The sequence below is a fragment of the Kitasatospora sp. NPDC093102 genome (genome assembly GCF_040683915.1).
Classification (GTDB): domain Bacteria; phylum Actinomycetota; class Actinomycetes; order Streptomycetales; family Streptomycetaceae; genus Kitasatospora.
Genome location: NZ_JBFBFA010000014.1, coordinates 44,678 through 70,532 on the forward strand (window position 1 = coordinate 44,678; position 25,855 = coordinate 70,532).

23 protein-coding genes, 2 tRNA genes and 1 pseudogene are annotated in these 25,855 nt (G+C 72.3%); 16 read left to right on the forward strand and 10 right to left on the reverse strand.

The features are described 5' to 3' along the window. Window positions 1-56 precede the first annotated feature (56 nt). Both clpB and AB0O11_RS20030 read left to right on the forward strand, forming a co-directional pair. Window positions 57-2,663, forward strand: a complete 2,607-nt coding sequence (clpB, locus tag AB0O11_RS20025; protein WP_363388478.1) for an ATP-dependent chaperone ClpB — start codon at window positions 57-59, stop codon at window positions 2,661-2,663. Between the two features lie 494 nt (window positions 2,664-3,157). Further along, window positions 3,158-3,715, forward strand: a complete 558-nt coding sequence (locus tag AB0O11_RS20030) for a YbjN domain-containing protein (protein WP_363388481.1) — start codon at window positions 3,158-3,160, stop codon at window positions 3,713-3,715. Between the two features lie 94 nt (window positions 3,716-3,809). Here the strand turns inward: AB0O11_RS20030 and AB0O11_RS20035 are convergent, their stop codons facing one another. Beyond that, entirely contained in the window at window positions 3,810-4,910 is a 1,101-nt protein-coding gene (locus AB0O11_RS20035; RefSeq protein ID WP_363388484.1) for an alanine racemase, read from the reverse strand. Window positions 4,911-5,043: 133 nt separating this feature from the next. Then, window positions 5,044-5,319: pseudogene (locus tag AB0O11_RS20040) on the reverse strand (UTRA domain-containing protein); the annotation flags it as partial. A gap of 88 nt (window positions 5,320-5,407) precedes the next feature. Here AB0O11_RS20040 and AB0O11_RS20045 point away from each other — a divergent pair. Then, on the forward strand, window positions 5,408-6,568 hold the full coding sequence (locus tag AB0O11_RS20045; protein WP_363388487.1) for a pyridoxal phosphate-dependent aminotransferase: 1,161 nt from the start codon (window positions 5,408-5,410) through the stop codon (window positions 6,566-6,568). Window positions 6,569-6,575: 7 nt separating this feature from the next. Here AB0O11_RS20045 and AB0O11_RS20050 read toward each other — a convergent pair whose 3' ends face one another. Next, window positions 6,576-7,094, reverse strand: a complete 519-nt coding sequence (locus AB0O11_RS20050) for a hypothetical protein (RefSeq protein ID WP_363388490.1) — start codon at window positions 7,092-7,094, stop codon at window positions 6,576-6,578. 616 nt (window positions 7,095-7,710) lie between these two features. Between AB0O11_RS20050 and AB0O11_RS20055 the strand changes: the two genes are divergently transcribed. The 4 genes from AB0O11_RS20055 (at window position 7,711) to pyrE (ending at window position 11,914) form a co-directional block, all read left to right on the forward strand. Beyond that, a complete protein-coding gene (locus tag AB0O11_RS20055) occupies window positions 7,711-8,241 on the forward strand; it encodes a DUF2617 family protein (RefSeq protein WP_363388493.1) in 531 nt (176 codons plus the stop codon). Window positions 8,242-8,395: 154 nt separating this feature from the next. Continuing rightward, entirely contained in the window at window positions 8,396-10,042 is a 1,647-nt protein-coding gene (locus AB0O11_RS20060; RefSeq protein ID WP_363388496.1) for a polyamine aminopropyltransferase, read from the forward strand. Between the two features lie 283 nt (window positions 10,043-10,325). Further along, window positions 10,326-11,333, forward strand: coding sequence for a hypothetical protein (locus tag AB0O11_RS20065; RefSeq protein ID WP_363388499.1), 1,008 nt, complete (start codon window positions 10,326-10,328; stop codon window positions 11,331-11,333). A 44-nt stretch (window positions 11,334-11,377) separates the two neighbouring features. Further along, window positions 11,378-11,914, forward strand: a complete 537-nt coding sequence (pyrE, locus tag AB0O11_RS20070) for an orotate phosphoribosyltransferase (protein WP_224284783.1) — start codon at window positions 11,378-11,380, stop codon at window positions 11,912-11,914. A gap of 85 nt (window positions 11,915-11,999) precedes the next feature. On the opposite strand, the gene AB0O11_RS20075 is transcribed toward pyrE, so the two are convergent. Beyond that, complete coding sequence (locus tag AB0O11_RS20075) at window positions 12,000-12,719, reverse strand: VTT domain-containing protein (protein WP_363388503.1); 720 nt, start codon at window positions 12,717-12,719, stop codon at window positions 12,000-12,002. 367 nt (window positions 12,720-13,086) lie between these two features. Here AB0O11_RS20075 and fbaA point away from each other — a divergent pair, with 367 nt between their 5' ends. After that, window positions 13,087-14,109 carry a class II fructose-bisphosphate aldolase gene (gene fbaA / locus AB0O11_RS20080; RefSeq protein ID WP_363388505.1) on the forward strand — a complete coding sequence of 341 codons (1,023 nt, stop codon included), beginning with the start codon at window positions 13,087-13,089 and terminating at the stop codon, window positions 14,107-14,109. A 93-nt stretch (window positions 14,110-14,202) separates the two neighbouring features. Here the strand turns inward: fbaA and AB0O11_RS20085 are convergent, their stop codons facing one another. Further along, window positions 14,203-14,622, reverse strand: coding sequence for a DUF3151 domain-containing protein (locus AB0O11_RS20085; protein WP_049659647.1), 420 nt, complete (start codon window positions 14,620-14,622; stop codon window positions 14,203-14,205). A 221-nt stretch (window positions 14,623-14,843) separates the two neighbouring features. Here AB0O11_RS20085 and AB0O11_RS20090 point away from each other — a divergent pair, with 221 nt between their 5' ends. Further along, window positions 14,844-15,641: a DUF3152 domain-containing protein gene (locus AB0O11_RS20090; protein WP_363388508.1), complete on the forward strand. Its 798-nt coding sequence runs from the start codon at window positions 14,844-14,846 to the stop codon at window positions 15,639-15,641. A 76-nt stretch (window positions 15,642-15,717) separates the two neighbouring features. Here the strand turns inward: AB0O11_RS20090 and AB0O11_RS20095 are convergent, their stop codons facing one another. From AB0O11_RS20095 to purS, 4 genes are all read right to left on the reverse strand, one after another. Further along, a complete protein-coding gene (locus AB0O11_RS20095; RefSeq protein ID WP_363388511.1) occupies window positions 15,718-16,530 on the reverse strand; it encodes a sterol carrier family protein in 813 nt (270 codons plus the stop codon). 66 nt (window positions 16,531-16,596) lie between these two features. Further along, entirely contained in the window at window positions 16,597-18,852 is a 2,256-nt protein-coding gene (purL, locus tag AB0O11_RS20100; protein WP_363388514.1) for a phosphoribosylformylglycinamidine synthase subunit PurL, read from the reverse strand. Next, window positions 18,852-19,529: a phosphoribosylformylglycinamidine synthase subunit PurQ gene (gene purQ, locus AB0O11_RS20105; protein WP_363388516.1), complete on the reverse strand. Its 678-nt coding sequence runs from the start codon at window positions 19,527-19,529 to the stop codon at window positions 18,852-18,854. The genes purL and purQ overlap by 1 nt, the downstream gene beginning before the upstream one ends. Further along, the gene (purS, locus tag AB0O11_RS20110; RefSeq protein WP_049654013.1) at window positions 19,526-19,780 is read right to left on the reverse strand and encodes a phosphoribosylformylglycinamidine synthase subunit PurS; all 255 of its coding nucleotides are present in this window, start codon (window positions 19,778-19,780) and stop codon (window positions 19,526-19,528) included. The genes purQ and purS overlap by 4 nt, the downstream gene beginning before the upstream one ends. A 467-nt stretch (window positions 19,781-20,247) precedes the next feature. Between purS and AB0O11_RS20115 the strand changes: the two genes are divergently transcribed. From AB0O11_RS20115 to AB0O11_RS20145, 7 genes are all read left to right on the forward strand, one after another. Further along, window positions 20,248-20,565 (forward strand): Lsr2 family protein, encoded by a 318-nt coding sequence (locus AB0O11_RS20115; RefSeq protein WP_030056585.1) that lies wholly within the window; start codon window positions 20,248-20,250, stop codon window positions 20,563-20,565. Between the two features lie 143 nt (window positions 20,566-20,708). After that, window positions 20,709-20,781: transfer RNA gene (locus AB0O11_RS20120), tRNA-Gly, on the forward strand. Between the two features lie 39 nt (window positions 20,782-20,820). After that, window positions 20,821-20,896: transfer RNA gene (locus AB0O11_RS20125), tRNA-Gly, on the forward strand. 171 nt (window positions 20,897-21,067) lie between these two features. After that, on the forward strand, window positions 21,068-22,078 hold the full coding sequence (locus tag AB0O11_RS20130) for an ABC transporter ATP-binding protein (RefSeq protein ID WP_363388519.1): 1,011 nt from the start codon (window positions 21,068-21,070) through the stop codon (window positions 22,076-22,078). Continuing rightward, a complete protein-coding gene (locus AB0O11_RS20135; protein ID WP_363388522.1) occupies window positions 22,075-22,905 on the forward strand; it encodes an ABC transporter permease in 831 nt (276 codons plus the stop codon). Before AB0O11_RS20130 ends, AB0O11_RS20135 begins: the two co-directional genes overlap by 4 nt. 58 nt (window positions 22,906-22,963) lie before the next feature. Next, complete coding sequence (locus AB0O11_RS20140) at window positions 22,964-24,256, forward strand: sensor histidine kinase (RefSeq protein ID WP_363388525.1); 1,293 nt, start codon at window positions 22,964-22,966, stop codon at window positions 24,254-24,256. Between the two features lie 13 nt (window positions 24,257-24,269). After that, window positions 24,270-24,890 (forward strand): response regulator transcription factor, encoded by a 621-nt coding sequence (locus AB0O11_RS20145; RefSeq protein ID WP_363388528.1) that lies wholly within the window; start codon window positions 24,270-24,272, stop codon window positions 24,888-24,890. Between the two features lie 25 nt (window positions 24,891-24,915). Here AB0O11_RS20145 and AB0O11_RS20150 read toward each other — a convergent pair whose 3' ends face one another. After that, window positions 24,916-25,815, reverse strand: a complete 900-nt coding sequence (locus AB0O11_RS20150; RefSeq protein WP_363388531.1) for a phosphoribosylaminoimidazolesuccinocarboxamide synthase — start codon at window positions 25,813-25,815, stop codon at window positions 24,916-24,918. Window positions 25,816-25,855 lie beyond the last annotated feature (40 nt).

Genomic DNA, 25,855 nt, shown 5'->3' on the forward strand with positions numbered 1-25,855 from the left:
GTACGCGGCGCCGCACGCAGCAGCAGTGAAGGACGACGAGGGAGGACCCCCCAGCAGTGGACGCCAGCAAGTTCACCACCAAGACGCAGGACGCCCTGGCCACCGCGATCCGGCAGGCGGGCACGGCCGGCAACCCGGACGTCAGGCCGGTGCACATCCTGATCGCCCTGCTGGAGCAGCCCGAGGGCATCGCCCGGCCCCTGCTGGAGGCGGTCGGGGCCGACGTCTCCCGGGTCGACGCCGAGGCCCGCCGCCAGGCGGCCGCGCTGCCCAGCGCGATGGGCTCGACGGTCGCCGCGCCGCAGCTCGCCCGGGACACCATCGCGGTGCTCACCGAGGCCGGCAAGCGCGCCGACGACCTGGACGACCAGTACGTCTCCACCGAGCACCTGATGGTCGGCCTGGCCGCCGAGGGCGGCCAGGTGGCCGAGCTGCTGGCGCACCAGGGCGGCACGCCGAAGGCGCTGCTCGCCGCGTTCAAGGACGTCCGGGGCAGCGGCCGGGTCACCTCACCGGACCCGGAGGGCACCTACAAGGCGCTGGAGAAGTACGGCACCGACCTCACCCAGGCCGCCCGGGACGGCAAGCTCGACCCGGTGATCGGCCGCGACCACGAGATCCGCCGGGTGGTCCAGGTGCTCTCCCGCCGGACCAAGAACAACCCGGTGCTGATCGGCGAGCCCGGCGTGGGCAAGACCGCCGTGGTCGAGGGCCTGGCCCAGCGCATCGTGGCCGGCGACGTGCCGGAGTCGCTGCGCGGCAAGCGGCTGGTCGCGCTGGACCTCGGCGCGATGGTCGCGGGCGCCAAGTTCCGCGGCGAGTTCGAGGAGCGGCTGAAGGCCGTCCTGAACGACATCAAGGCCTCCGACGGCCAGGTCGTCACCTTCATCGACGAGCTGCACACCATGGTCGGCGCGGGCGCCGGCGGCGACTCCGCGATGGACGCGGGCAACATGCTCAAGCCGATGCTGGCCCGCGGCGAGCTGCGGATGGTCGGCGCCACCACGCTGGACGAGTACCGCGAGCGGATCGAGAAGGACCCGGCCCTGGAGCGCCGCTTCCAGCAGGTGCTGGTCGGCGAGCCCAGCGTGGAGGACTCGATCGCCATCCTGCGCGGTCTCAAGGGCCGGTACGAGGCGCACCACAAGGTGCAGATCTCGGACGCCGCCCTGGTCGCCGCGGCCACTCTGTCCAACCGCTACATCACCTCCCGCTTCCTGCCCGACAAGGCGATCGACCTGGTCGACGAGGCGGCCTCCCGGCTGCGGATGGAGATCGACTCCTCCCCGGTCGAGATCGACGAACTCCAGCGCTCCGTGGACCGGTTGCGGATGGAGGAGCTGGCCCTGGAGAAGGAGTCGGACCCCGCCTCGGTGGACCGGCTGGCCCGGCTGCGGCGCGACCTTGCCGACAAGAACGAGCAGTTGAGCGTGCTGACGGCGCGCTGGGAGCAGGAGAAGAAGAGCCTCAACCGGGTCGGCGAGCTCAAGGAGCGGCTGGACGACCTGCACGGCGCGCTCGAACGCGCCCAGCGTGACGGCGACTTCGAGCGGGCTTCCAAGCTGATGTACGCCGAGATCCCGGCCGCCGAGAAGGAGCTCACCGACGCCCAGGAGCGCGCGGCAGACCAGGATGCCTCCGCGTCGATGGTCAAGGAGGAGGTCGGCCCGGACGACGTGGCCGACGTGGTCGCCTCCTGGACGGGCATCCCGGCAGGCCGGCTGCTGGAGGGCGAGAGCGCCAAACTCCTGCGCATGGAGGAGGAGTTGGGCCGACGCCTGATCGGCCAGGCGGAGGCCGTGCAGGCCGTCTCGGACGCAGTGCGGCGCACCCGCTCCGGAATCGCCGACCCGGACCGCCCGACCGGCTCCTTCCTCTTCCTCGGCCCGACCGGCGTCGGCAAGACCGAACTCGCCAAGGCCCTGGCCGACTTCCTGTTCGACGACGAGCGGGCGATGGTCCGGATCGACATGAGCGAGTACGGCGAGAAGCACTCGGTCTCCCGCCTGGTCGGCGCCCCGCCCGGGTACGTCGGCTACGAGGAGGGCGGCCAGCTCACCGAGGCGGTCCGCCGCCGCCCGTACAGCGTGGTGCTGCTGGACGAGGTGGAGAAGGCGCACCCGGAGGTCTTCGACGTCCTGCTCCAGGTGCTGGACGACGGGCGGCTCACCGACGGCCAGGGCCGCACGGTGGACTTCCGCAACGCCATCCTGATCCTCACCTCCAACCTGGGCAGTCAGTACCTGGTCGACCCGGCCACCCCGGAGGCGGAGAAGCGGGAGCTGGTGCTGGCCACCGTCCGGTCCGCGTTCAAGCCGGAGTTCCTCAACCGGCTGGACGACATCGTGGTCTTCGAGCCGCTGGGCACCGGCGAGCTGAGCCGGATCGTCGACCTCCAGGTGGCCCGACTGGGCGAGCGGCTGCAGGAGCGGCGGCTCACCCTGGAGGTCTCCGAGGCCGCCCGCGACTGGCTGGCGCTCACCGGCTACGACCCGGCGTACGGCGCCCGCCCGCTGCGCCGACTGGTGCAGTCCGCGATCGGCGACCAGCTGGCCCGGGCGATCCTGTCCGGCGCGGTGCACGACGGGGACACCGTCCTGGTCGAGCGGGACGAGGCGGGCGACCGCCTCACCGTCCGCGGCCGGGGGCCGCTGGAGAAGTGACGCCGTCGGGCGTCCGGCGCACGGGCCGCTCCCTCCGCTCCGGCGGTCGGGGGCGGCCCGTGCCGCACCCGCGGCCCGGGGCCCGGCTTCGGCCGGCGCCCCGGCTCGGGCCCGGCACCACCCACTCCTGTTCCCCCCTCAATTCCGGACATTCCGCCTCAGGGCTGATCAACTCACCCTGCCAGTAAGGGACTTGATCGAAGCGAGCCAACCGCATCCGGTCGGTACGGCAGGCGAACCCCGCACGCCCGGTGCGTGACGTGGCACACGCGCGCCCCTCCGGACGGCCCGCACCCCACCCCGCACACCCTCGGTGACCGCCACCCGTTCCACCCGCCGCCGAAGGGCGCCGACAACGCCGGGAAGAACGCCGGACGAAGATCGACGCACCCCTCGGTGCCCCTGTGAGCGGGGCCCCGAATGAGGCAGGATGGGAGGTGGAAAGGGCGGCCTCTCATTGCCGGCCACCACGTGCACTGAGGAAGAGGACCCCCATGAGCATCGACCCGTCGTCCATCCCGTCCTTCGGCGTTCCCCAGGGCGGCCAGCCCGGCGGCCAGGGCGGGCGGCCGGCCGGCCCGCCGCCGATCATCGTCCCGGACCAGAACCTGGTCACCCAGCTGCTGGACCAGATGCAGCTCAAGCACGTCGTGGACGAGGAGGGCGACCTCACCGCCCCCTGGGAGGGCTTCCGCGTCTACTACATGTTCCGCGGCGAGCAGAAGGAGCTCTTCGCCGTGCGCGCCTTCTACGACCGCGCGTACCCGCTGGAGAAGAAGGGCGAGATCCTCGACCTGATCGACGAGTGGAACCGCGAGACCCTCTGGCCCAAGGTCTACACCCACACCCACGAGGACGGCGTGGTGCGCCTGATCGGCGAGGCCCAGATGATCGTCGGCGCCGGCGTCAACCTGGACTACTTCGTCACCACCACCGCCAACTGGACCCAGGCCGCGGTCGGCTTCGAGCAGTGGATCGCCGAGCGCCTCGGCCTCCAGAACGAGATCGAGGGCGAGGACGGCGAGAGCACCGAGGGCACCGACGAGGCCTGATCCCGTCCCGGTACTCCGGTCCGGCCCGCCACCGCCTCCGCGCCGGTGGCGGGCCGTTCCTGTCCCCGGCATCCCCGAGCCGCGGCAGGCGGACCTAGGCGTTCCTGCCGCGCGCGGCCACGCGCCAGCGGTCCACGATCCTGCCGCCGCTGACCACGGCGACGTCGTCGACGAGATTCACCGCCACGCAGACATGGTTGGGGATCACGCGCAGTCGCTCGCCGAGTGCGGGCAGGTCGCTGTCGTCGGGCCAGGCGACGGTGGCGTGGTGCTCGGACAGCGCCGTGATGCGGGCCCCGGGATGCTCCATCAGCCGGCCGAAGCCGGTGGCCCACGCGGGTCGGTCCCCGCCGAGGACCTTGCTGCCCGAATCCAGGACGACCCGCCGGGGTGTGGTCCCGTCTCCCTCGTGGCGGCTGACGACGGTCGCCGCGACCGTCAGCGCGATGTCCGCCATGGAGCACCTCCCGAGTTCGAGCTGCTGGGCGTCGCCGAACACGTAGACGCCCGGCCGCGCCTCGGTGACCGCCGAGGTCCCCGTCAGCTCCGCGGTCGGGGTGGATCCGCCGCTCACCCGGGTGACCTCGAAGCCTGCGGCGGCGAGCAGCTCGACGGCCTCCCCGAGGGCCCGCTCCTCCTCCTCGGCCGCCCGCTCGGGCATCTCCGGCGCGTAGCCGTGACCCGGGAAGGTGAACACTCCCTCGACCCGGAGCCCGGCGCCGGCCGCCGCGCGGGCCACCTCCACGGCCTGGTCCGGGCGGACCCCGCTGCGGTGGTGGCCGCTGTCGATCTCCACCATGACCTCGACCTCGCCGGCCGCGGCCCCGAGGTGCCGGCCGGCGGCCTCGGCCGCTTCGGCGGAGTCCGTCCCGATCACGATCCTGGCCTTGGCCGCGAGCCCTCGCAGCCGCTCCGCCTGCCGGGGCCCGATCCACAGCGGGTAGGCGATGAAGAGGTCGGTGACGCCGTGCTCGGCGAAGACCTCGGCCTCCCCGATGGTCGCCACCGTCAGCCCGACCGCTCCGGCCGCGAGCTGCCGCGCGGCGATCTCCGGCATCTTGTGGGTCTTGGCATGGGGGCGCAGCCGCAGGCCCTTGGCCCGCAGTGCGGCCGCCATGCGTTCGATGTTCCGGTCCAGCACCTCCAGCTCGACCATGATGTCCGGGGTGTCGATCTCCATGGGGATTGCGCTCATGTGCTTCCTTTTCGACTCGAACCGAACCGAATTCCGAACGCATTCTCGCTCTGCAAGGATCAGTTCGAGCAACTCGTGCGGGGCGACCTCGTCCGGCCAGGCGCGCAACGGCCCGCCTCGCGGCCCTCGCCCTCTAGAGCCCCTGCCCGCTCCCGGTGGTCACGCGTACTCGTATGGCGTCCACCCGGTAGACGTCATGCGAGTACTCGATCGCCCGGCCGTCCGACCGGTAGGAGGTGCGTACGAGCCGGAGCACCGGAGTGCGGGCGCCCACGCCGAGGAGTTCCCGCTCCTCGGCGGACACGACGGCCGGCAGCAGTTCCTCCACCTTCCGTACCGGCGTGGACCGGTACTCGGCGAGCACCGCGTACACCGAACCCGTTACCTTCGGCCCGGCTGCGGCACCAGTTGGATCGGGGCAGCGGGTTGCGGATGCTTGTCCATCACTCGCCGACCGTCAGAGGATGGCCCTGACGACGAGCCGTGAGGAGCCACCGATGGGTACCAGGCCGCTGCTGAACCGCCGACTGGCGAGCATGGGGACGACGATCTTCGCCGAGATGTCCGCCCTGGCCACGGCCACCGGTTCGATCAACCTCGGGCAGGGTTTCCCGGACACCGACGGGCCCGAGGAGGTCCGCGAGGCGGCCGTACGGGCCCTGCGCGAGGGCCGCGGCAACCAGTACCCGCCCGGCCCCGGCATCCCCGAACTGCGCACCGCCATCGCCGAGCACCAGCAGCGCTTCCACGGCCTGACGTACGACCCGGACACCGAGGTGCTGGTCACCGCCGGCGCCACCGAGGCCATCGCCGCCACCCTGCTCGCCCTACTGGAGCCCGGCGACGAGGTGATCGCCCTCGAACCCTTCTACGACTCCTACGCCGCCTGCATCGCCATGGCCGGCGCCACCCGGATCCCGCTCACCCTCCGGGCCCCGGACTTCCGCCCCGACCTGGACGAACTGCGCTCGCTGATCACGCCGCGCACCCGGCTGCTGCTGATCAACACCCCGCACAACCCCACCGGCACCGTCCTCACCGCCGACGAGCTCGCCGGCATCGCCGCCCTCGCCGCCGAACACGACCTGCTGGTGGTCGCCGACGAGGTCTACGAACACCTCGTCTTCGGCGCCACCCACCACCCCGTCGCCGCCCTGCCCGGCATGCGCGAACGCACCGTCAGCATCTCCTCCGCCGGCAAGACCTTCTCCTTCACCGGCTGGAAGGTCGGCTGGGTCACCGCGAGCCCGGAGCTGGTCTCGGCGGTCCGCACCGCCAAGCAGTACCTCACCTACGTGAGCGCAGGCCCCTTCCAGTACGCCGTCGCCGAGGCGCTCCGCCTCCCCGACAGCTACTTCGACACCTTCCGCGCCGACCTGCTTCGGAAGCGGGACCTGCTGGTTGACGGTCTCTCGGCGGCGGGCTTCCGGGTGTTCACCCCCGAGGGCACGTACTTCATCACCACCGACATCACCCCGCTCGGGGAGAAGGACGGCATGGAGTTCTGCCGTTCCCTGCCCGAGCGCTGCGGCGTCGTCGCCATCCCGAACGTGGTCTTCTACGACAACGCCGAAGCCGGTCAGAGCCTGGTCCGGTTCACCTTCTGCAAGCGCGACGAGGTCCTCCAGGAGGCCGTCACCCGCCTGCGGCGGCTCTGACGGGCGGCTACTGCGGGGCCAGGGGCCTGGCGTCGAAGCCGTGGGGCACTCCGGTGTCCGGACTGGAAACCGTCGTCCGGCAGTTGTACACGTCCGGGAGGAATCGGTTCAGGACCACTGCTTCCGGACCCAGTCCGGCATCGGGGCCTCGGGGTCCGGTGCCACCGGCGGCTCCGACCTCTCTCCGTAGAAGTAGTCGTAGAGGTCCGGGCGCGGGAGCGATCGGCGGCTCAACGCGTTCACCGTAGAAATACGCACGGACGTCCGCGAGGAATCCGTAGAGCTCCTCCTCCGACTGGAACGAGTACCGGGTGAGGCTCCGCCACTCCCTGGTCGAAGCGGGCCGCTCGTCCAGCAGGTACTCCAGGCTTGCACGCAACCGGCCGGCATGCGGGCTGCCGTCCCGCGCCGACTCGCGGTACACGGCGATGTCATCGATCAGTTCAGGATGGAAAGCGTTCTTGTAGAACTCGCGAAGCCGTTCATCCTCGTGCCAGCCGGGAATCTCCCAGACTGTCCATCTCATCCGATCACTCTCCGGTGCGGTTGCATCCAGCTGCCGGCGTAGCCTGGTCCGCTTCACTTTCTGCAAAGCGGACCAGGTCCTCCGGGAGGCCGTCACCCGCCTGCGGCGCCTGCGATGGGCCGCACGCCCCCTTTCACGCCCTTCGAACGGGGATGCCCGCGATCCGGCACCAGTTCTAATGGATCACCAACTTCCTTGATCGGCTTGCCCGTTCAATGCCTCTGAGGCATTTCTGCCGACCCTCCCGGCACTCCCCCGCCGCCCTCCACGCCCCGCGCACGGAGGGCGGCGGCATGTGATGCACCTGGACAGCGCACACCCGGCGCACACGGCGCGCAATCCGGTGGCAGGGGCAATCACTGTGCAAAGTCGCCCATGGACTCGATCAGAGTCGGGAAGCAGGTGTGCTCGAAGCGGTGAATGCTTGACAAAGTTGGGTAAATCACCGACGGACCCGGCGTATTCGTGCTTCTCTGCTGCTGAATCTCCAGCCGGAATCCTTCCTTCCACGGTCGGCCGCGCCCAGGGCCGCACAGCCACGAACAGCCTCGCCATCGCCTAGGCCTACTCGCTGCTGCTCGGCGGGCGCGCACGGAGCTGAAACGCGGAGCCGAGCATGCTCACCACACTGCAGACCTCCTACACGGACACCCGGGCCGGTGACCTCGCCTGGTGCCTCGGCGGCGAACCGCTGCCCGCTCTCGCCGTCCGCGACCTGAGACTCGACGGAGGCGGCCGCCCGGGCCCGTCCGGAACCCTCCAGCTGCGCCTGCTGGGCGCCTCCCACCAGGTGGTGATCGACGCGGGCCCCGGCCGGTGCCTGGAGACCGTCGCCTGCCTGCCCGGCCGCCGCACCCCGCTGCCCGCCCGGGTGGCCAAGCAGGTCGGCGGCTGGGAGTACGAGTTCGCCGCCCGGATCGAGGTGCTGCCCCCGCACGACTTCGCGGCCCGCGCCCAGGAGCTGCTGGCCCTGGTCGAGGGGCACCCACGGGGCCTCGCCGGGGTCTTCCCGGGCGACCCGAGCGCCTTCACCGCGCTGGTCACCCAGGGCGGCACGGACCGGCTCCTCTGGCGCACCTGGCACGCCTACCCGCAGGAGGGGCAGCTGGTGTGCACCCGCTCCTCGCTGGTGCTGTCCGGGGCATGACCGCCCGGAGCCCGGACCGGAACACCGATCCGGCCGGAGGCCGCCCGACGCAGGCCGACGAATCGCACGCAGGAACGGTTCGTCAATCCGACGTCACTCACTGTCCGTCGGATGGGCGCAGCCATCCGTCCCGCACGTCCCCTAGCGTTTGTTCGTGATCAACCATCCGGCCGGTCCGCCCGCACGCCCGCGAGTGGACCTCGACGACGGCACCCCACCCCGGCCCGGGCGAGGCCTCGCCCCACTCCTGCCCACCCGCCGTCCGTCCCGGATGCGCTCCCGCCCCCGGCTCGCCCGCCTGACCGTCCTGCTGGCCGCGTTCGTCTGCGCGGCCTGCGGACTCGTCTACGAGCTCGAACTCGTGGCGCTCGGCGACTACGTGCTCGGGGACACGGTCACCCAGACCTCCGTCGTGCTCTCCGTCATGGTGTTCGCGATGGGCCTCGGCTCGCTGCTCGCCAAGCGGCTCACCAGCCGGCCCGCCACCGCCTTCGCCCTGGTCGAGTGCGCGCTCGCGCTCACCGGCGGACTCTCCGTCCTCGCGCTCTACTCCTGCTGGGCCTGGATCGGCCGCTACCAGGCCGCCATGGTCGGCCTCACCTGCCTGATCGGCATCCTGATCGGCGCCGAGATCCCGCTGCTGATGACCCTCATCCAGCGCATCCGGCGCGAGGACGCCGGGCGGGCCGTCGCCGACCTGTTCGCCGCCGACTACGTGGGCGCGCTGATCGGCGGCCTCGCCTTCCCGTTCCTGATCCTGCCCGCCCTCGGACCGGGCGACGGCGCGCTGCTCACCGGCGCGGTCAACGCCGTCGCCGGGGCGGCCCTGGTGCTCTGGCTGTTCCGCGAGGAACCCGCCCGCCGGATACGACGGCTGCTCTGGGGCGGCTGCCTGCTGGTCCTCGCCGTGCTCGCGGCGGCCGCGGCCGGTTCCGAAGCCGTCGAGCGCGCCGCCCGGCACGCCCTGTACGGCGACCAGGTCCGTTACGCGACCCGCAGCCGGTACCAGGAGATCGTGCTCACCGGCCCCGCCGAGGGCCCGCTCCGGCTCTACCTGGACGGCCGGCTCGCCGTCTGCGGGCCCGACGAGTACCGGGGCAGCGAGGGCCTGGTCCACCCCGCCATGGCGGCCGGCCCGGACGCCCGGGTCCTGCTGCTCGGCGGCGGCGACGGGCTCGCCCTACGGGAGGTGCTGCGGCACCGGGGCGTCCGCGCCGTCCGGCTGGTCGACGCCGACCCCGCCCTCCCCCGGCTCGCCCGCACCGACCCCGGGCTCGCCGCCCTCGGCGGCCGCTCACTGGACGACCCCAGGGTCCGCACCATCGCGGCCGACCCGATGGCCTGGCTGCGAGACGCGGGCGGCTCCGGCGGGGACGGACCGTACGACGTGGTGCTCGCCGACCTCCCGGCACCGGCCGACGGCGGGCCGGTCAAGTTCCACTCCCAGGAGTTCTACGGCCTCGCCGCCCGGCTGCTCTCGCCCGGCGGGCGGATCGCGGTCCGTGCCGGGAGCGACCTGGACGGCCTCTGGCAGATCGAGTCCGGCCTGCGGACGGCGGGCCTGCGGACCGCCCCGTACGCCGTCCCGGGCAGCGCCGCCGCCACCTGCCGCCCCGGCCCACCGGACGGCGCCCAGAACTTCCTCCTCGCCGCCGCCGCCCAGCCCCCGCTCACGCTCGCCCCCGACGCCCCACCGCCCCGCGCCCTCACCCCCGACACCCTCCACGGCTCCACCACCCGCCTCACCGCCCTCCGCCCCACCCGGCCCCCGGCCGCCCTCACCCTCCTCGGCCCCCGCTGAGGACGGCCCGCAGGCCCTGCCCCCGCCGGCTGACGCCGCGGGAAGAACGGCCTGGAGAAGGCGGCCCCTGGAAACCGCCGACACGGCAGGGCCCCGGGCGCACGCAGTGCGGGCCGAGGGACCGGGGAGGCGGATCGCCCGGGCCCGTCGGCGGCGTGGGCCGGGTGGGCGGGCGTGGGGCCGGAGGGCCGATGGTGCGATGGCCAAGGGAACAGGTGGGGCGGGAAAAATCTGGTGGTGGTGGGTAGGGACCGGACGGGGCCCAGTCGGTAGGCTCCGTGACATGGAGCATGAGGTTGTCGTCCCGATGTCCGCCGAGCTGGTGCGGCAGGCCTTGCAGGATCCGGCGCTGCTGGCCCGGAGCGTGCCGGGGCTGAGCACCGAGCCGGCCGCGGTCGGGGCCGGCTCGGCCGAGGAGATCGGCGGCCGGCTGAAGCTGCGGATCGGCGGCTCCACGATCACGTACAAGGGCGTGCTGTCGCTGATCGAGGGCCGGGAGGGCGTGCTGACCGTGCTCGCCGAGGGCGAGGAGGTCCGGGGCAGCGGTGAGGTGACCGCCACCGTCCGGGTCAGCGTCGCGGACGGCGCCGAGGACGGCACCGCGGCGATCCGCTTCACCGGCGACCTGAGCGCCACCGGCCGGCTGACCGAGTTCGACGAGGAGACCCTCGACGCCACCGGCCGCCGTCTGCTGGACAGGTTCGCCGCCGCGCTGGTCGCCCCGGAGGGTGAGCAGCCGCAGGACCAGGACCAGGAGGAGGACACCGAGCCGGCCGAGTCCGGAGCCGCCGGGACCGACGCCGGTGTGGTCTTCATCGAGGAGCGCCAGGACCAGCCCGGCGACGACCTGGACGACGACCTCTCCGACCTGATCGCCTTCTCCGACGCCGACGCCGAGCGCTTCGGTCTGCCGACCGGCTCCGCCGACGACGAGGAGGACGACGTCGAGGACGCGGACGGCGCCGCCGAGCAGGACGGCGTCGCCGAGGAACTGCCCGCCGAGCCGCTCTTCGCGTACGAGGACGAGCCGGTGCTCACCGGCCCGGTGCGCCGCAGCATCGTCGGCCGGTCCGCCGAGGAGGTGGACCACGCCCCGCCGCGCGGCCCGTACGCCCCGGCACTGCCGGCCCGCAGCGCGCGGGCCCGCGCGGCGTCCCGCTGGGGCGGGGAGGCCGGCGGGATCGTGGTGCCGGGCACCGGCGGCCGCAGCGCGGTGCCGTGGGTGATCGGCGGCTCGGTGGCCCTGCTGGGCGGTGCCGTGGTGCTGGTCAGGGCGCTGCGCCGGCGCTGAGCCCGGAGCGCCGCCAGGACCACCAGGGCCTAGACTGAACGCTCATGAGCAACGACCGCGACGCCCTGCTGGCACAGATCAAGGACAAGGCCGTCGTGCACGGCAAGGTCACCCTCTCCTCCGGCAAGGAGGCCGACTACTACGTCGACCTGCGCCGGATCACGCTGGACGGCGTGGCCGCCCCGCTGGTCGGCCGGGTGATGCTGGACGCGACCTCGCACCTGGAGTACGACGCCGTCGGCGGTCTGACCCTGGGTGCCGACCCGGTGGCCGCCTCGATGCTGCACGCCGCCGCCGCACGCGGGCAGCAGCTGGACGCCTTCGTGGTGCGCAAGACCGGCAAGGCGCACGGCCTCCAGCGCCGGATCGAGGGCCCGGACGTCAAGGGCCGCCGGGTGCTGGCCGTCGAGGACACCTCCACCACCGGCGGCTCGGTGCTGACCGCCGTGGAGGCGCTGCGCGAGGCGGGCGCCGAGGTGGTCGGCGTCGCGGTGATCGTGGAGCGCGGCGGCGCGGCCGCCGTCGAGGCCCAAGGCCTGGAGTACGTGACCGCGTACAACCTGGACGACCTGGGTCTCTGACCCGGCCGACACGACGAACGGCGAGGGCCGGTGCTGTTTCACGTGAAACAGCACCGGCCCTCGCCGTATCCGGAGCGCCGGGCGCTCAGCCCCGCCGGTGCCGGCCGCCGCCGGCCTGGACCTGGCTCTCCTCGACGGCCTCGGCGCCGCCGGCCCGCTTCTTCTTCCGCTCGCGCATGACCTCGATCAGGATCGGCGAGATCGAGAGCAGGACGATCAGCAGCACGGCCGGGATCAGGTACTTGTCGATCACCGGGGCGAGCGCGTCACCGAAGAAGTAGCCGGTCAGCAGCATGGACTCGGTCCACAGCACACCGCCGATCACGTTCCAGACGAAGAAGGTCCGGGCGGGCATCTCCAGGGTGCCGGCGACCGGGTTCAGGAACGTGCGGATGATCGGCATGAAACGGGCCAGCACCACGGCCTTGCCGGAGCCGAACTTGTTGAAGTACTCCTCCGCCTTCACGACGTACTCACGGCGGAAGATCTTCGAATCGGGCTTGTCGAACATCTTCGGCCCGACCTTGACGCCGATCAGGTGTCCGAGCTGCGCACCGGCGATCGCCGCGATCGGGCAGCCGATCAGCAGGAGGGTGATCGGCAGCCTGGCACCGTCGCCGAGCACCGAGGAGGCGGCGCTCGAGGCGGCGACGCCTGCGAGGATCAGCAGCGAGTCGCCCGGGAAGAAGAAGCCGACCAGCAGGCCGGTCTCCGCGAAGATGATCGCGATCAGCCCGATGGCGCCGAGGGACGAGATCAGGGATTTGGCGTCGAGCAGGTTGACGGCCAGCTGGTTGTAGTCCACGGGCGCAGGATAGCGGGCGTACCTTGCCGGCGAAGCGGGCGTACCCGTGCCGGCGGTGCCCCGGCCGGGGCCGCTCCCGACCCCCGCCGGAGCCGTCCGGGGACCGGCCCGCGCCCGTGCCCCGCAACGTTCCGCATGGCGGGCTCCTGCTGACCTGCGGGCACGAGTCTGGGAAGATGGCACAGGCGTCCGGTCCGCGGTGGCACACCACCCTCATGGCCGTACCGCGGAGGTCGCCTCGAACCTTGGTGCCGGAGAGCCACACCGCAACGCCGCGCGTCGGCGGGCCGGCACCGAGTCGTCACGAAGGCGTACACAGCGTCGGACTGCACCGTCCGTACGCCGCAACCCGACAGGAGCGGATCGCATGCCCATCGCAACTCCCGAGGTCTACAACGAGATGCTCGACCGGGCCAAGGCGGGCAAGTTCGCCTACCCGGCGATCAACGTCACGTCGTCGCAGACGCTGCACGCCGCGCTGCGCGGCTTCGCCGAGGCCGAGAGCGACGGCATCATCCAGATCTCGACCGGTGGCGCGGAGTTCCTGGGCGGCCAGCACAACAAGGACATGGTGACCGGCGCCGTCGCACTCGCCGAGTTCGCCCACATCGTCGCCGCCAAGTACGACATCACCGTCGCGCTGCACACCGACCACTGCCCGAAGGACAAGCTGGACGGCTACGTCCGCCCGCTGCTGGCGATCTCCGCCGAGCGCGTGGCCAAGGGCGAGAACCCGCTGTTCCAGTCGCACATGTGGGACGGCTCGGCCGAGACCCTCTCCGACAACCTGGCCATCGCCCAGGAGCTGCTGGCCCAGGCCGCCGCCGCCAAGATCATCCTTGAGGTCGAGATCACCCCGACCGGCGGCGAGGAGGACGGCGTCACCCACGAGATCAACGACGAGCTGTACACCACCGTCAACGACGCCGTGCGCACCGCCGAGGCGCTGGGCCTGGGCGAGAAGGGCCGCTACCTGCTGGCCGCCTCCTTCGGCAACGTGCACGGCGTGTACAAGCCGGGCAACGTCGTGCTGAAGCCGGAGCTGCTGCGCGAGCTCCAGGACGCGATCGGCAAGCAGTACGGCAAGACCGACCCGTTCGACTTCGTCTTCCACGGCGGCTCGGGCTCGACCGCCGAGGAGATCGCCACCGCGCTGGAGAACGGCGTCGTGAAGATGAACCTGGACACCGACACCCAGTACGCCTTCACCCGCCCGGTGGCCGGCCACATGTTCGCCAACTACGACGGCGTGCTGAAGGTCGACGGCGAGGTCGGCAAGAAGAGCACCTACGACCCGCGCACCTGGGGCAAGCTGGCCGAGGCCGGCATGGCCGCCCGCGTGGTCGAGGCCGCCGAGCAGCTGCGTTCGGCGGGCAAGCGCCTGAAGTGAGGCCCGCGCCCGACGTACGGCCCACGCCCGAAGCGTGAAACACGGGTGCCCCCGGCGGAGACCGCCGGGGGCACCCGCACGTCGGGGGGTGTCCTACTGCTTGAGCTCCGCGTACGCCTCCGCGCTGCTGTCCTTCAGGAACTGCCAGCAGCGGGCCTCCTCCTCGGTCTCCTTGATCGCGCCGGCCGCCCGGGCGAGCGCCGCCAGGCAGCGCAGGAAGCCGCGGTTTCCGCGGTGCTCCCACGGCACCGGGCCGTGGCCCTTCCAGCCGTTGCGCCGCAGCGCGTCCAGGCCGCGGTGGTAGCCGGTACGGGCGTAGGCATACGACTCGACGTACCGGCCGGCCGCGTAGGCGTCGTCGGCGAGCATGGCCCAGGCCAGGCAGAAGACCGGGAACTCGGCCGCCACCTGGGTCGGGGAGGCCGACTCCTCCGCCAGCATCCGGTAGGGCCGTTCCTCCTCCGGGAGGAGGGTCGGTTCGGGACCGTCGAGAAGGTTCCTGTGAATCGCCATGCCCTGAAGTCTGCCATCCGAGACGCAGGGGTCAACCGCCGTCCCGGACGGCCACCGCTTCCCGCGCCCCGAACGCCGCACACCGGGGACATGGACATTCACCCGTTCCCCATGTCAGTGTGATGATCATGTCCGCAGCCCGATCCGTCGGCAGGCGCGCCGCACCGCCCCGGAAGGGCGGTCGCCGACGCCGCCGACCGCGGCGGAGAGTCGGCCCTGGCATGCTCACGGCAATAGCGCTCGCCGTACTGGTCCTGGGCGCCACGGCGGTCATGCTGAACCGCCCCGCGGGGACCCCGGCCGCCGCCCCGACCACCCAGGCGAGGGTCGCTCCGCCGGCCGAGCAGGCCGCCACGGCGCCGTCGGAGGAGACCCCGCCCCCGGCTCCCGCCCCGGCAGCAGCCGACACCCCGCCGCAGACCGCACCGCCCGCCCCCGCCGGGCCGGACCCCGGCCCCACCAAGGGCGCCGGCACCTTCACCGTCGCACCCGCCACCGCCAAGCCGGTCGGGCACGGCACCGTGCGCCGCTACCGGGTCGAGGTCGAGGACGGCATCGGCATCGACGCCCCGGCCGCCGCCGCGCAGATCCACGGCATCCTCGGCGACAAGCGCGGCTGGACCAACGACCGCAAGAACGGCTTCCAGCTGGTCGCCACCGGCCCGTACGACTTCACCGTGAAGATCGCCTCACCGGCCACCGTGGACCGGATCTGCGGCGCCTCCGGCCTGGACACCCACGGCGAGGTCAACTGCAACGTCGGCAACCAGGTGCTCGTCAACTCCAAGCGCTGGAACACCGGTTCGCCCCAGTTCAGCGGACCGCTGGAGGAGTACCGGGCGCTGATCATCAACCACGAGGTGGGCCACCGGATCGGCCACGGGCACGAGGGCTGCCCGGGAGAGGGCAAACCCGCACCCGCGATGATGCAGCAGATCTACGGCCTCAAGGGCTGCACGCCCAACGCCTGGCCGTACTCCGCGGAGGGCGGGTACCTCGGCGGGCCGTCCGTCCCCTAGCCAGGACGGGAGCCGCGGCGCGACGGGGCGGGGCCCGTCCTCACGCGCCCCGCGGACACGGGTCCGAGGACCGGCCCTAGCCGAGCACCGGCAGGTACGCCCGCAGGTCGCTGCGCTCCCCCGAGGCGGACACCTCGGCGGCCTCGACCGCCGCCGCCCAGTCGGCCCGGCCGGTGGCCAGCCGGATCCAGGTCAGCGGGTCGGTCTCCACCACGTTGGGCGGGGTGCCCCGGGTGTGCTTCGGCCCCGGCACGGCCTGGACGACCGCGTACGGCGGGACCCGCACCTCGACCGCGCCGCCGGGCGCCTGGTCGGCGAGGGCGTCGGCCAGCAGCCGGGTGACGGCGGCGAGGGCCTGGCGGTCGTGCGGGAAGGCGTCGAGGCCGAGCGCGTCGGCCAGGTCGTCTGCGTGCACGACCGTCTCCACCAGTCTGGTGACCAGCATGTCGGAGAGCGCCATCGAGCCCAGCCGGATCTCGAACCTGCGGGCCGGGTCGGCGGCTTCGGGCCGCTCCAGCAGGGCGGTCAGGGCGTCCGCGGCCCGTCCGAAGGCGGCCGCCGCCGAGGCCGCGTCCCCGGCGAACTCCGCCGCGCTCCGCTCCCGGGCCTGCTCGTCCAGCAGCGGCGCGACAGCACCGACCCCGGCCACCCAGCCCAGCAGGTCCAGCGGCGCCCGCCCCTGGGACAGGTCGTCCAGGTGCGCCGGGACGTACTCGAGTTGGACGGCGAGGTGGGCGAGCAGCTCGCGGACCCGCCACTGCCCCAGCCGGGTCGGCAGGTCCAGCTGCCCGGTGCCAAGCGCGGCAACGGCGGCGCGCAGCGCCCGGGTCTGGCCGGCCAGACCGGCGCGGACCTTCTGCGGCTGGTACGTACGGGGCTTGGCAGGCATGGGCCTCAACATACGCCGAGGGGCGGACGGTCCACCAGGAACCGCCCGCCCCTCAGGAGCCGTGCGTCAGGCCAGCAGGGCCTCGATGACGCCGGTGTGGGCGTCCTTCAGCTCGGCCAGCGAGACGCTGAACTGGCCCTGGACGTCCAGGCTGTCGCCGTCCACGACACCGATCCGGGTGGCCGGCAGGCCGCGCGCGGTGCACATGTCGTTGAACCGGAGCTCCTCGCTGCGCGGCACCGCCACGACGGCGCGGCCGGCCGACTCCGAGAACAGGAGGACGAACGGGTCCTGGCCCTCGGGCACGACGATCCGCGCACCGTGACCGCCCTTGAGGCAGCTCTCCACCAGCGCCTGGCCGAGACCGCCGTCGGACAGGTCGTGCGCGGCGTCGATCATGCCGTCGCGCGAGGCGGCGATCAGGATCTCGCCGAGCAGCCGCTCGCGCTCCAGGTCCACCTTGGGCGGCAGGCCGCCGAGGTGGTCGTGGACGGCCTGCGACCAGGCCGAGCCGCCGAGCTCGTCCGCCGTGTCGCCGAGCAGGTAGAGCAGCTGCCCCTCCTCGGCGAAGGCCAGCGGGGTGCGCCGGGTGACGTCGTCGATGACGCCGAGCACCGCGACCACCGGGGTCGGGTGGATGGCGACCTCGCCGGTCTGGTTGTACAGCGAGACGTTGCCGCCGGTGACCGGGGTGCCGAGCACCAGACAGGCGTCGGCCAGGCCGCGGGTGGCCTCGGCGAACTGCCACATCACGTCCGGGTCCTCGGGGGAGCCGAAGTTGAGGCAGTCGGAGACGGCGAGCGGCTTGGCGCCGCCGGCCGCGACGTTGCGGTACGCCTCGGCCAGGGCCAGCTGGGCGCCGGTGTACGGGTCCAGCTTGGCGAAGCGGCCGTTGCCGTCGGTGGCGACCGAGACGCCGAGGTTGGTCTCCTCGTCGATCCGGATCATGCCCGAGTCCTCGCCGACCGAGAGCACGGTGTTGCCGAGCACGTAGCGGTCGTACTGGTCGGTGATCCAGGACTTGGAGGCCTGGTTCGGGTGGCTCGCGACCTTCAGCAGGTCGGCCTTGAGGCCCTCGCCGGTGGTCGGGCGGGCCAGCCGCTCGGCGGTCGGGGCGTCGGCCTGCAACGCGTCCTGCCAGCTCGGGCGGGCGTACGGGCGCTGGTAGGTCGGGCCCTCGTGGGCGACGGTGCGCGGCGGGACGTCCACCACGAGCTCGCCGTGCCAGTAGATCTCCAGGCGCTCGCCGTCGGTCACCTCACCGATGACGTTGGCGATGACGTCCCACTTCTCGCAGATCTCCAGGAAGCGGTCGACCTTGTCGGGCTCCACGATCGCGCACATGCGCTCCTGCGACTCGCTCATGAGGATCTCCTCGGGCGAGAGCGTGCGGTCGCGCAGGTGCACGGTGTCGAGCTCGATCCGCATGCCGCCGGAGCCGGCCGAGGCCAGCTCGCTGGTGGCGCAGGACAGGCCGGCACCGCCGAGGTCCTGGATGCCCTTGACGAGCTTCTCCCGGAAGATCTCCAGGGTGCACTCGATCAGGAGCTTCTCCTGGAACGGGTCGCCGACCTGGACCGCCGGGCGCTTGGCCGGCTTGGTGTCGTCGAAGGTCTCGGAGGCCAGCACCGAGACGCCGCCGATGCCGTCGCCGCCGGTGCGGGCGCCGTACAGGATGACCTTGTTGCCGGCGCCGGAGGCCTGCGCGAGGTGGATGTCCTCGTGCTTCATGACGCCCACGCACAGCGCGTTGACCAGCGGGTTGCCCTGGTAGCAGGAGTCGAAGACGACCTCGCCGCCGATGTTCGGCAGGCCCAGGCAGTTGCCGTAGCCGCCGATGCCCGCGACGATCCCGGGCAGCACGCGCCGGGTGTCCGGGTGGTCGGCCGCACCGAAGCGCAGCGGGTCCATCACGGCGACCGGGCGGGCGCCCATCGCCAGGATGTCGCGCACGATGCCGCCGATGCCGGTGGCCGCGCCCTGGTAGGGCTCGATGTACGACGGGTGGTTGTGCGACTCGACCTTGAAGGTGACCGCGTAGCCCTGGCCGACGTCGACGACGCCGGCGTTCTCGCCGATGCCGACGAGCATCGCGTCCGAATCCGGCTTCTTCTCGCCGAACTGCTTCAGGTGGACCTTGCTGCTCTTGTACGAACAGTGCTCCGACCACATGACCGAGTACATGGCCAGTTCGGCGCCGGTCGGACGGCGGCCGAGGATCTCCCGGATGCGGGCGTACTCGTCCTTCTTGAGGCCGAGTTCGGCCCAGGGCTGGGCGGCGTCCGGGGTCTGCTCGGCGTTCTTGACGGTGTCGAGGCTCATCAGGCGTTCACCAGCTGCTTCAGGACGGAAGTGAAGAAGCCCAGGCCCTCGGTGGTCGGACCGGTGAGCGGCTCCACGGCGTGCTCCGGGTGCGGCATCAGGCCGACGACATTGCCGGCGGCGTTGGTGATGCCGGCGATGTCGCGGTACGAACCGTTCGGGTTGACGTCCAGGTAACGGGCGACGACCCGGCCCTCCGCCTCCAGTTCGTCCAGCACCCGCTCCTCGGCGACGAAGCGGCCCTCGCCGTTCTTCAGCGGGACGACGATTTCCTGGCCCGCCGAGTAATCCCGGGTCCAGGCGGTGCCGGCGTTCTCGATGCGCAGCTTCTGGTCGCGGCAGATGAAGTGCAGCGAGTCGTTCCGGGTCAGCGCACCGGGCAGCAGGTGCGATTCGCACAGCACCTGGAAGCCGTTGCAGATACCGAGCACCGGCATTCCGAGCTTCGCCTGCTCGATGACGGTCTCCATCACCGGCGAGAAGCGGGAGATCGCACCGCAGCGCAGATAGTCGCCGTAACTGAATCCGCCCGGCAGGACGACGGCGTCGACCTGGTGGAGACCCTTGTCACGGTGCCAGAGGGCGACCGGCTCGGCGCCGGCGAGACGGACCGCCCGCTGGGCGTCGCGGTCGTCGAGCGAGCCGGGGAAAGTGACGACGCCGACGCGGGTGGTCACTTGCCCTCCTCCTCGACCCGGACGGTGAAGTCCTCGATCACGGTGTTGGCGAGAAAGGTCTCGGCGGCTTCGCGGATACGGGCGAGCGCCGCGTCGTCGACCGGGCCCTCCACATCCAGCTCGAAACGCTTGCCCTGGCGGACGTCGGCGATCCCGGTGAATCCGAGACGGGGCAGTGCGCGCTGCACCGCCTGTCCCTGGGGGTCGAGGATCTCCGGCTTGAGCATGACGTCGACTACGACGCGTGCCACTGGCACTCCCGGTGGTGTCTTCGGTGAGGCGGGGGAGCTCCAGACTACCCGTGGTTTCGGGCAGGATTGCTGGCCGGGGATAGCGACGCGCGTAGACCCGAGACCCTTACGCCGCAAGGGATCCAGGCTCCTCGCCACCCGTCCGGGCCGACCGGTTTCCGCGGATTCGGCACTCGGAACCACGCCGTCCGGAGAACACCCGAATACGGCACTTGGGGACAGATCCGCCCGTCCCGCACATCGGTATCCGAGAGTCCCGCGGAGAGACGTGAATATCCGGAAAAGAATGCCGGACTCTTCGATTTCGGCCCCCTTCGGGTGCAGAATAGGGCCACCTGTCGCGGCAAGTGCTGCGTATCAGGCGAGCCGTCCGGCCCGCCCGTACGTGCTTGCGCGAGTTGGTGCACATCAGGCCCCGGCGTACCCCCGCGGACCGGCGGCCGAATTGCCCGAGAGGATTGACACCCATGGCTCAGCGTGTAGTTGTCACGCTCTCCGACGACCTGGACGGCGGCGCCGCCGCGGAAACCGTCCACTTCGGCGTCGACGGGAAGTCGTACGAGATCGACCTGTCCGTGGACAACGCGGAAAAGCTGCGGGAGGCCCTCGCCCCGTTCGTCGCCGCCGGCCGCCGCCAGAGCCGCACCGGAAAGTCCTTCCGCCGCACCGCCCTCACCCCGGACCCGGCCGCCGTCCGCGCCTGGGCCCTGTCGCGCGGGATGGAACTGCCGGCCCGCGGACGCATCCCCAAGCACGTGTACGAGGCGTTCGCCGAGGCGAACTGAGCCGCACGGGGACCCGCTCCCCGGTCGCCCCGCCCACCCGGACCGAAAGGGTGGGGCGACCACCCCGAACGATGCTGTAGAGTATTCCTCGTCGCCGCAACGGAGAGATCCGAAGAGGCGGCGGGTGCCCCACCAGGCACCATGCGGACGTGGCTCAGTTGGTAGAGCATCACCTTGCCAAGGTGAGGGTCGCGAGTTCGAATCTCGTCGTCCGCTCGCAGTGCGCGAGCACAGCACAACTCAATAGTTTGACCTGCGGACGTGGCTCAGTTGGTAGAGCATCACCTTGCCAAGGTGAGGGTCGCGAGTTCGAATCTCGTCGTCCGCTCCAGTACGAAGGGCCCCCTCGATCGAGGGGGCCCTTCGGCATTCCTCCCCGGCGCCCGCGAGTTCGACCGGGGGTACGGCCATGACATTTGTCATCGCCGACCCGTGCATCCCCACCGCGATGTCATGACGGCGCGCACTGCCCGCGCGGCCCGGTCGGCGGAAGGCTTGAGGCATGGAAACGAGCCGGCCCTCCCGCCCCAGCGAAGACGTGATCGAGGTCACCGACCTGCACCGCCACTACGGCGGCGGCACCACGGGGTACCACGCCGTACGCGGCGTCGACCTGACCGTCCGCCGCGGCGAGCTGTTCGCCCTGCTCGGCACCAACGGGGCCGGCAAGACCTCCACCATGGAGGTCGTCGAGGGTCTGGCCGCGCCCACCGGCGGCACCGTCCGGGTGCTCGGCCGGGATCCCTTCAAGGAGCGCGCCGCCGTCCGCCCGCGGATCGGCATCATGCTCCAGGAGGGCGGCTTCCCCGGCGAGCTCACCGCCGCCGAGACCGGCCGTGCCTGGGCCGGCATGACCAGCGGCGCCCGCCCGGTGGCGGAGGCGCTGGAGCTGGTCGGCCTCGGCCACCGCGCGAACGTCCGGGTCAAGCAGCTGTCCGGCGGCGAGAAGCGCCGGCTGGACCTCGCGATGGCCCTGCTCGGCCGCCCCGAGGTGCTCTTCCTGGACGAGCCCAGCACCGGCCTCGACCCGGAGGCGCGCGCCGCCGTCTGGCGGCTGGTCCGCGAGCTGCGCGCCCAGGGCACCACGGTGCTGCTCACCACGCACTACCTGGAGGAGGCCGAGGAACTGGCCGACCGGCTGGCCATCATGCACGGCGGCCAGGTCGTCACCTCCGGCACCGTCGCCGACGTGATCGCCGGCCGGCCCTCCCGGATCTCCTTCGAACTGCCCGAGTTCGCCGGGGCCGCGCTGCCCGTCCTGGCCGGGGCCGAGGTCGCCGTCGACGGCCGCAAGGTCACCGTGCAGACCGTCGGGCTCCAGGACACCCTCACCGACCTGCTCGGCTGGGCCCGGCACCACGGGATCGCGCTCGGTGCCCTGGACGCCCGCAGCGCCTCGCTGGAGGAGGCCTTCCTCGCGATCGCCTCCGAGGCCGCCCACCAGAACCCGCCTCAGGCGCCCGCCGCCGCCACCCGTCCCGCCCGCCGCCGCCTGATCGGATCCGCCCGATGACCACCGTCGCCGCCCCCACCGCCACCGGCCCGCAGAGCACCACCGTCCGCCGGCTGCTCGCCCTCGGCCGGGCCGAGGCCACCCTGCTGCTGCGCAACCGCACGGCCCTGTTCACCGCCCTGCTGCTGCCGCTGGTGCTGATCTTCACCCTGCAGAGCACGCTGGCGAAGCAGGCCGAGACCAACCCCGGGCTGGACGTCGACTCGCTGCTGGTCTACGGCTCGGTCGGGATGATCCTGGCCTTCGTCGTGTACTACAACCTGACCGCCGCGTACGTCGGCCGGCGCGGTGAGCTGGTCCTCAAGCGGCTGCGCACCGGTGAGGCCCGGGACATCGAGATCCTGCTCGGCACCGCCGTCCCCTCGCTCGTGCTCGGCCTGCTGATGGCCGCCCTGATCGGGATCGGCGGCAGCCTCGGCCTGCACCTGGCCGTGCCGGTCAACCCGGTGCTGATGCTGGTCGGCCTGCTGCTGGCACTGGCCACCATGATCGCCCTGGCCGCGCTGTCCAGCGCCTTCACCAAGACCGTGGAGAGCGCGGGCATCACCACCCTGCCGATCATGCTGGTCATGCAGCTCGGCTCCGGCCTGTTCATCCCGCTGGAGGTCATGCCCAAGCAGCTGGCCGACATCTGCCGCCTGCTGCCGACCACCCCGGCCTTCCAGCTGATCCGCGTCGGCTGGTTCGGCACCGACGGCTCGGCCGCCGCGACCGGCTTCGCCGGCTCCTGGGGCGCGGCCGGCTCGCACCTGGTCACCGGGACCATCTGGCTGGGCCTGGCGGTCTGGGGCGCGGTGCGCTACTTCCGCTGGGAGCCGCGCCGCTGAGCCTCCGGCTGAGCAACGAACAGCAATCCGAAGGACCGCCCTCGGTTCAACCTCTGATATGAAGGCAACAAGCATGATCGTGGTCGAACTGGGGGCGGAAGAATTGAAACTGCGGTCGCCGCTTCACAGCTGGACGAACCTGAGCAAACCCCAGCGCACCGAGCTGTACCTGCGCTGGTCGCTCTACTCGCTGCCGCTGCTGCTGCTCCCGATCACGCTGCTCGCCGCCGGGGCCCGTGCCGACCTGCCGGGCTCCATCGGAACGGTCCGGATCGCCCTGCTGGTCGCACTCACCTCGACGCTGCTGGGCCTGCGGGCCTGCCGCACCTCGCTCGACCACTACCTGAAGCGCCCCACCGACCACCTGCGCTGGCTGGCCGTCAACGGCGCGTTCGCGGTGGCCGGCTCCTGGGCCGTCCTGCTGTCCGGACCGAACGCCAGTGGGGCGGACGGCCCGCAGGGAACGGCGTTCACCTCCACGGCCTCGTCCCTCCTGCTCGCCATAGCCTTCGGCCCGGCGTCCATCGGACTGTCGCTGCCCCGAGCCGCGCTGGCCGCCCTCGGCGGGTTCCTGCTGGTGGCCCCGGCGATGGCGCTGGCCGGGTACGGCGTCGCCGGCACCGCCGGAATGCTGGTCGCCGTCCTGATCACGCTGCCCGTCCTCGGGGCGACCTGCCGCAGCTTCGCCTGGCTGACCTCGGTGGTCTGGGAGCTGGACGCCGCCCGCGAGGCGCAGTCCCGGCTGGCCGTCGCCGAGGAGCGGCTGCGCTTCTCCCGCGACCTGCACGACGTGATGGGCCGCAACCTCACCACCATCGCGCTGAAGAGCGAGCTCGCCGTCCAGCTCGCCCGCCGGGGGCGCGAGGAGGCCGCCGACCAGATGGCCGAGGTGCAGAAGATCGCCCAGGAGTCGCAGCGCGAGGTCCGGGACGTCATCCGCGGCTACCGCACCGCCGACCTGCACGCCGAGGCGATCGGCGCCCGCGCCGTGCTGCGCTCGGCCGACGTCACCTGCGAGATCGACCTCGGCGAGCACGCCGACGAGCTGCCGGCCCCGGTGCAGTCGGTGTTCGGCTGGGTGATCCGCGAGGCCACCACCAACGTGCTGCGGCACAGCGAGGCCGACCGCTGCCTGATCCGGCTGCGGACCGAGGACGGACGGGCCGTGCTGGAACTGGAGAATGACGGGGTGCCCGACGTCCCGTTCCCCTCCCAGGGCAGCGGCACCGGGCTGCGCGGACTGCGCGAGCGGCTCGCCGCCCACGACGGCGAGCTGACCGTGCCGGCCGCCGAGGCGGGCGTCTTCCGGATGCTCGCCACCGTCCCGCTCCGACCGCTGATCCGCCGTTGAGGAAGGTCGCCCGATGACCGACACCGCGCCCGTCCGCGTCCTGCTCGCCGACGACGAGCACCTGATCCGGGGCGCGCTGGCCGCGCTGCTCTCGCTGGAGGACGACATCGAGGTGGTCGCGCAGGCCGGCTCCGGCCCGGAGGCGCTGGCGATGGCGCAGTCGCACCGCCCGGACGTCGCGGTGCTGGACCTCCAGATGCCGGGCAAGGACGGCATCGAGGTGGCCGCCCAGCTGCGCCTGCTGCTGCCGGACTGCCGCTGCATGATCGTCACCGGGCACGGCCGCCCGGGCTACCTGAAGCGGGCGCTGGAGGTCGGGGTGCGCGGCTTCCTGCCGAAGACCGTCTCGGCGGCCGACCTGGCCGGCATCATCCGCACCGTGCGCTCCGGCGGCCGGTACGTGGACCCGGAGCTGGCCGCGGACGCGATCAGCGCCGGCGAGACCCCGCTGACCCCGCGCGAGACGGACGTCCTGGAGCTGGCCGCCGACGGCACCTCGATCGCCGAGATCGCCGAGCGGGCCTCGCTCTCCCAGGGCACGGTGCGCAACTACCTGTCCTCGGCGGCCACCAAGCTGGGCGCCGAGAACCGGCACGCGGCAGTGCGGATCGCCCGCGAGCACGGCTGGATCTGAGGCCGTACCCGCGGGCGTCGAGGCATTACGCCCAGGTGGTCCCGGTCAGCCGCTCGTACACCTCGATGTACTTGGCCCGGGTCTGCTCGACGATCTCGGCCGGCAGCGCCGGCGGCGGCTGCTCGCTGTAACGGTCCCAACCGGAGGCAGGGGAGACCAGCCAGTCGCGGATCAGCTGCTTGTCGAAGGACGACTGCGAGCGGCCCGGCTGGTACTCGTCGGCGGGCCAGTAGCGGGAGGAGTCCGGGGTGAGCACCTCGTCGCCGATCACCAGCTCGCCGTCCAGCAGGCCGAACTCGAACTTGGTGTCGGCCAGGATGATGCCGCGGCCGCGGGCGATGTCCCGGGCCCGGGCGTAGACGTCCAGGGTGGTGCGGCGCAGCTGGGCGGCCAGATCCGCGCCGATCCGGCGGGCGGTCTCCTCGTAGGAGACGTTCTCGTCGTGCTCGCCGACCTCGGCCTTGAGCGCCGGGGTGTAGATCGGGGCGGGCAGCTCGGAGCTGTTCTCCAGGCCCTCCGGCAGCGCGATGCCGCAGACCGTGCGGTTCTCCTCGTACTCGGCCAGGCCGGAGCCGGCCAGGTAGCCGCGGGCGACCGCCTCGACCGGGATCATCTCCAGGCTGCGGCAGACCAGCGTGCGGCCCTTCCAGTCGGCCGGGGCGCCGGCCGGGACCTCGGTGGAGATCACGTGGTTGGGGACGATGTCGGCGATCCGCTCGAACCACCACAGCGACAGCTGGGTGAGGATGCGGCCCTTGTCGGGGATCTCGTTCGGCAGCACCCAGTCGTGGGCGGACGTCCGGTCGCTGGCCACCATGACCAGCTCACCCGACTCGGTGCGGTAGAGGTCGCGCACCTTGCCGGTGTGCAGGTGGACCAGGCCGGGTACCTGGACCGGCTCGGGCTTGGTGACAAATCCGCTCAAGGTGTCTCAGTCCTCAGGGGTCGTTCACGGGCGGGGGCAC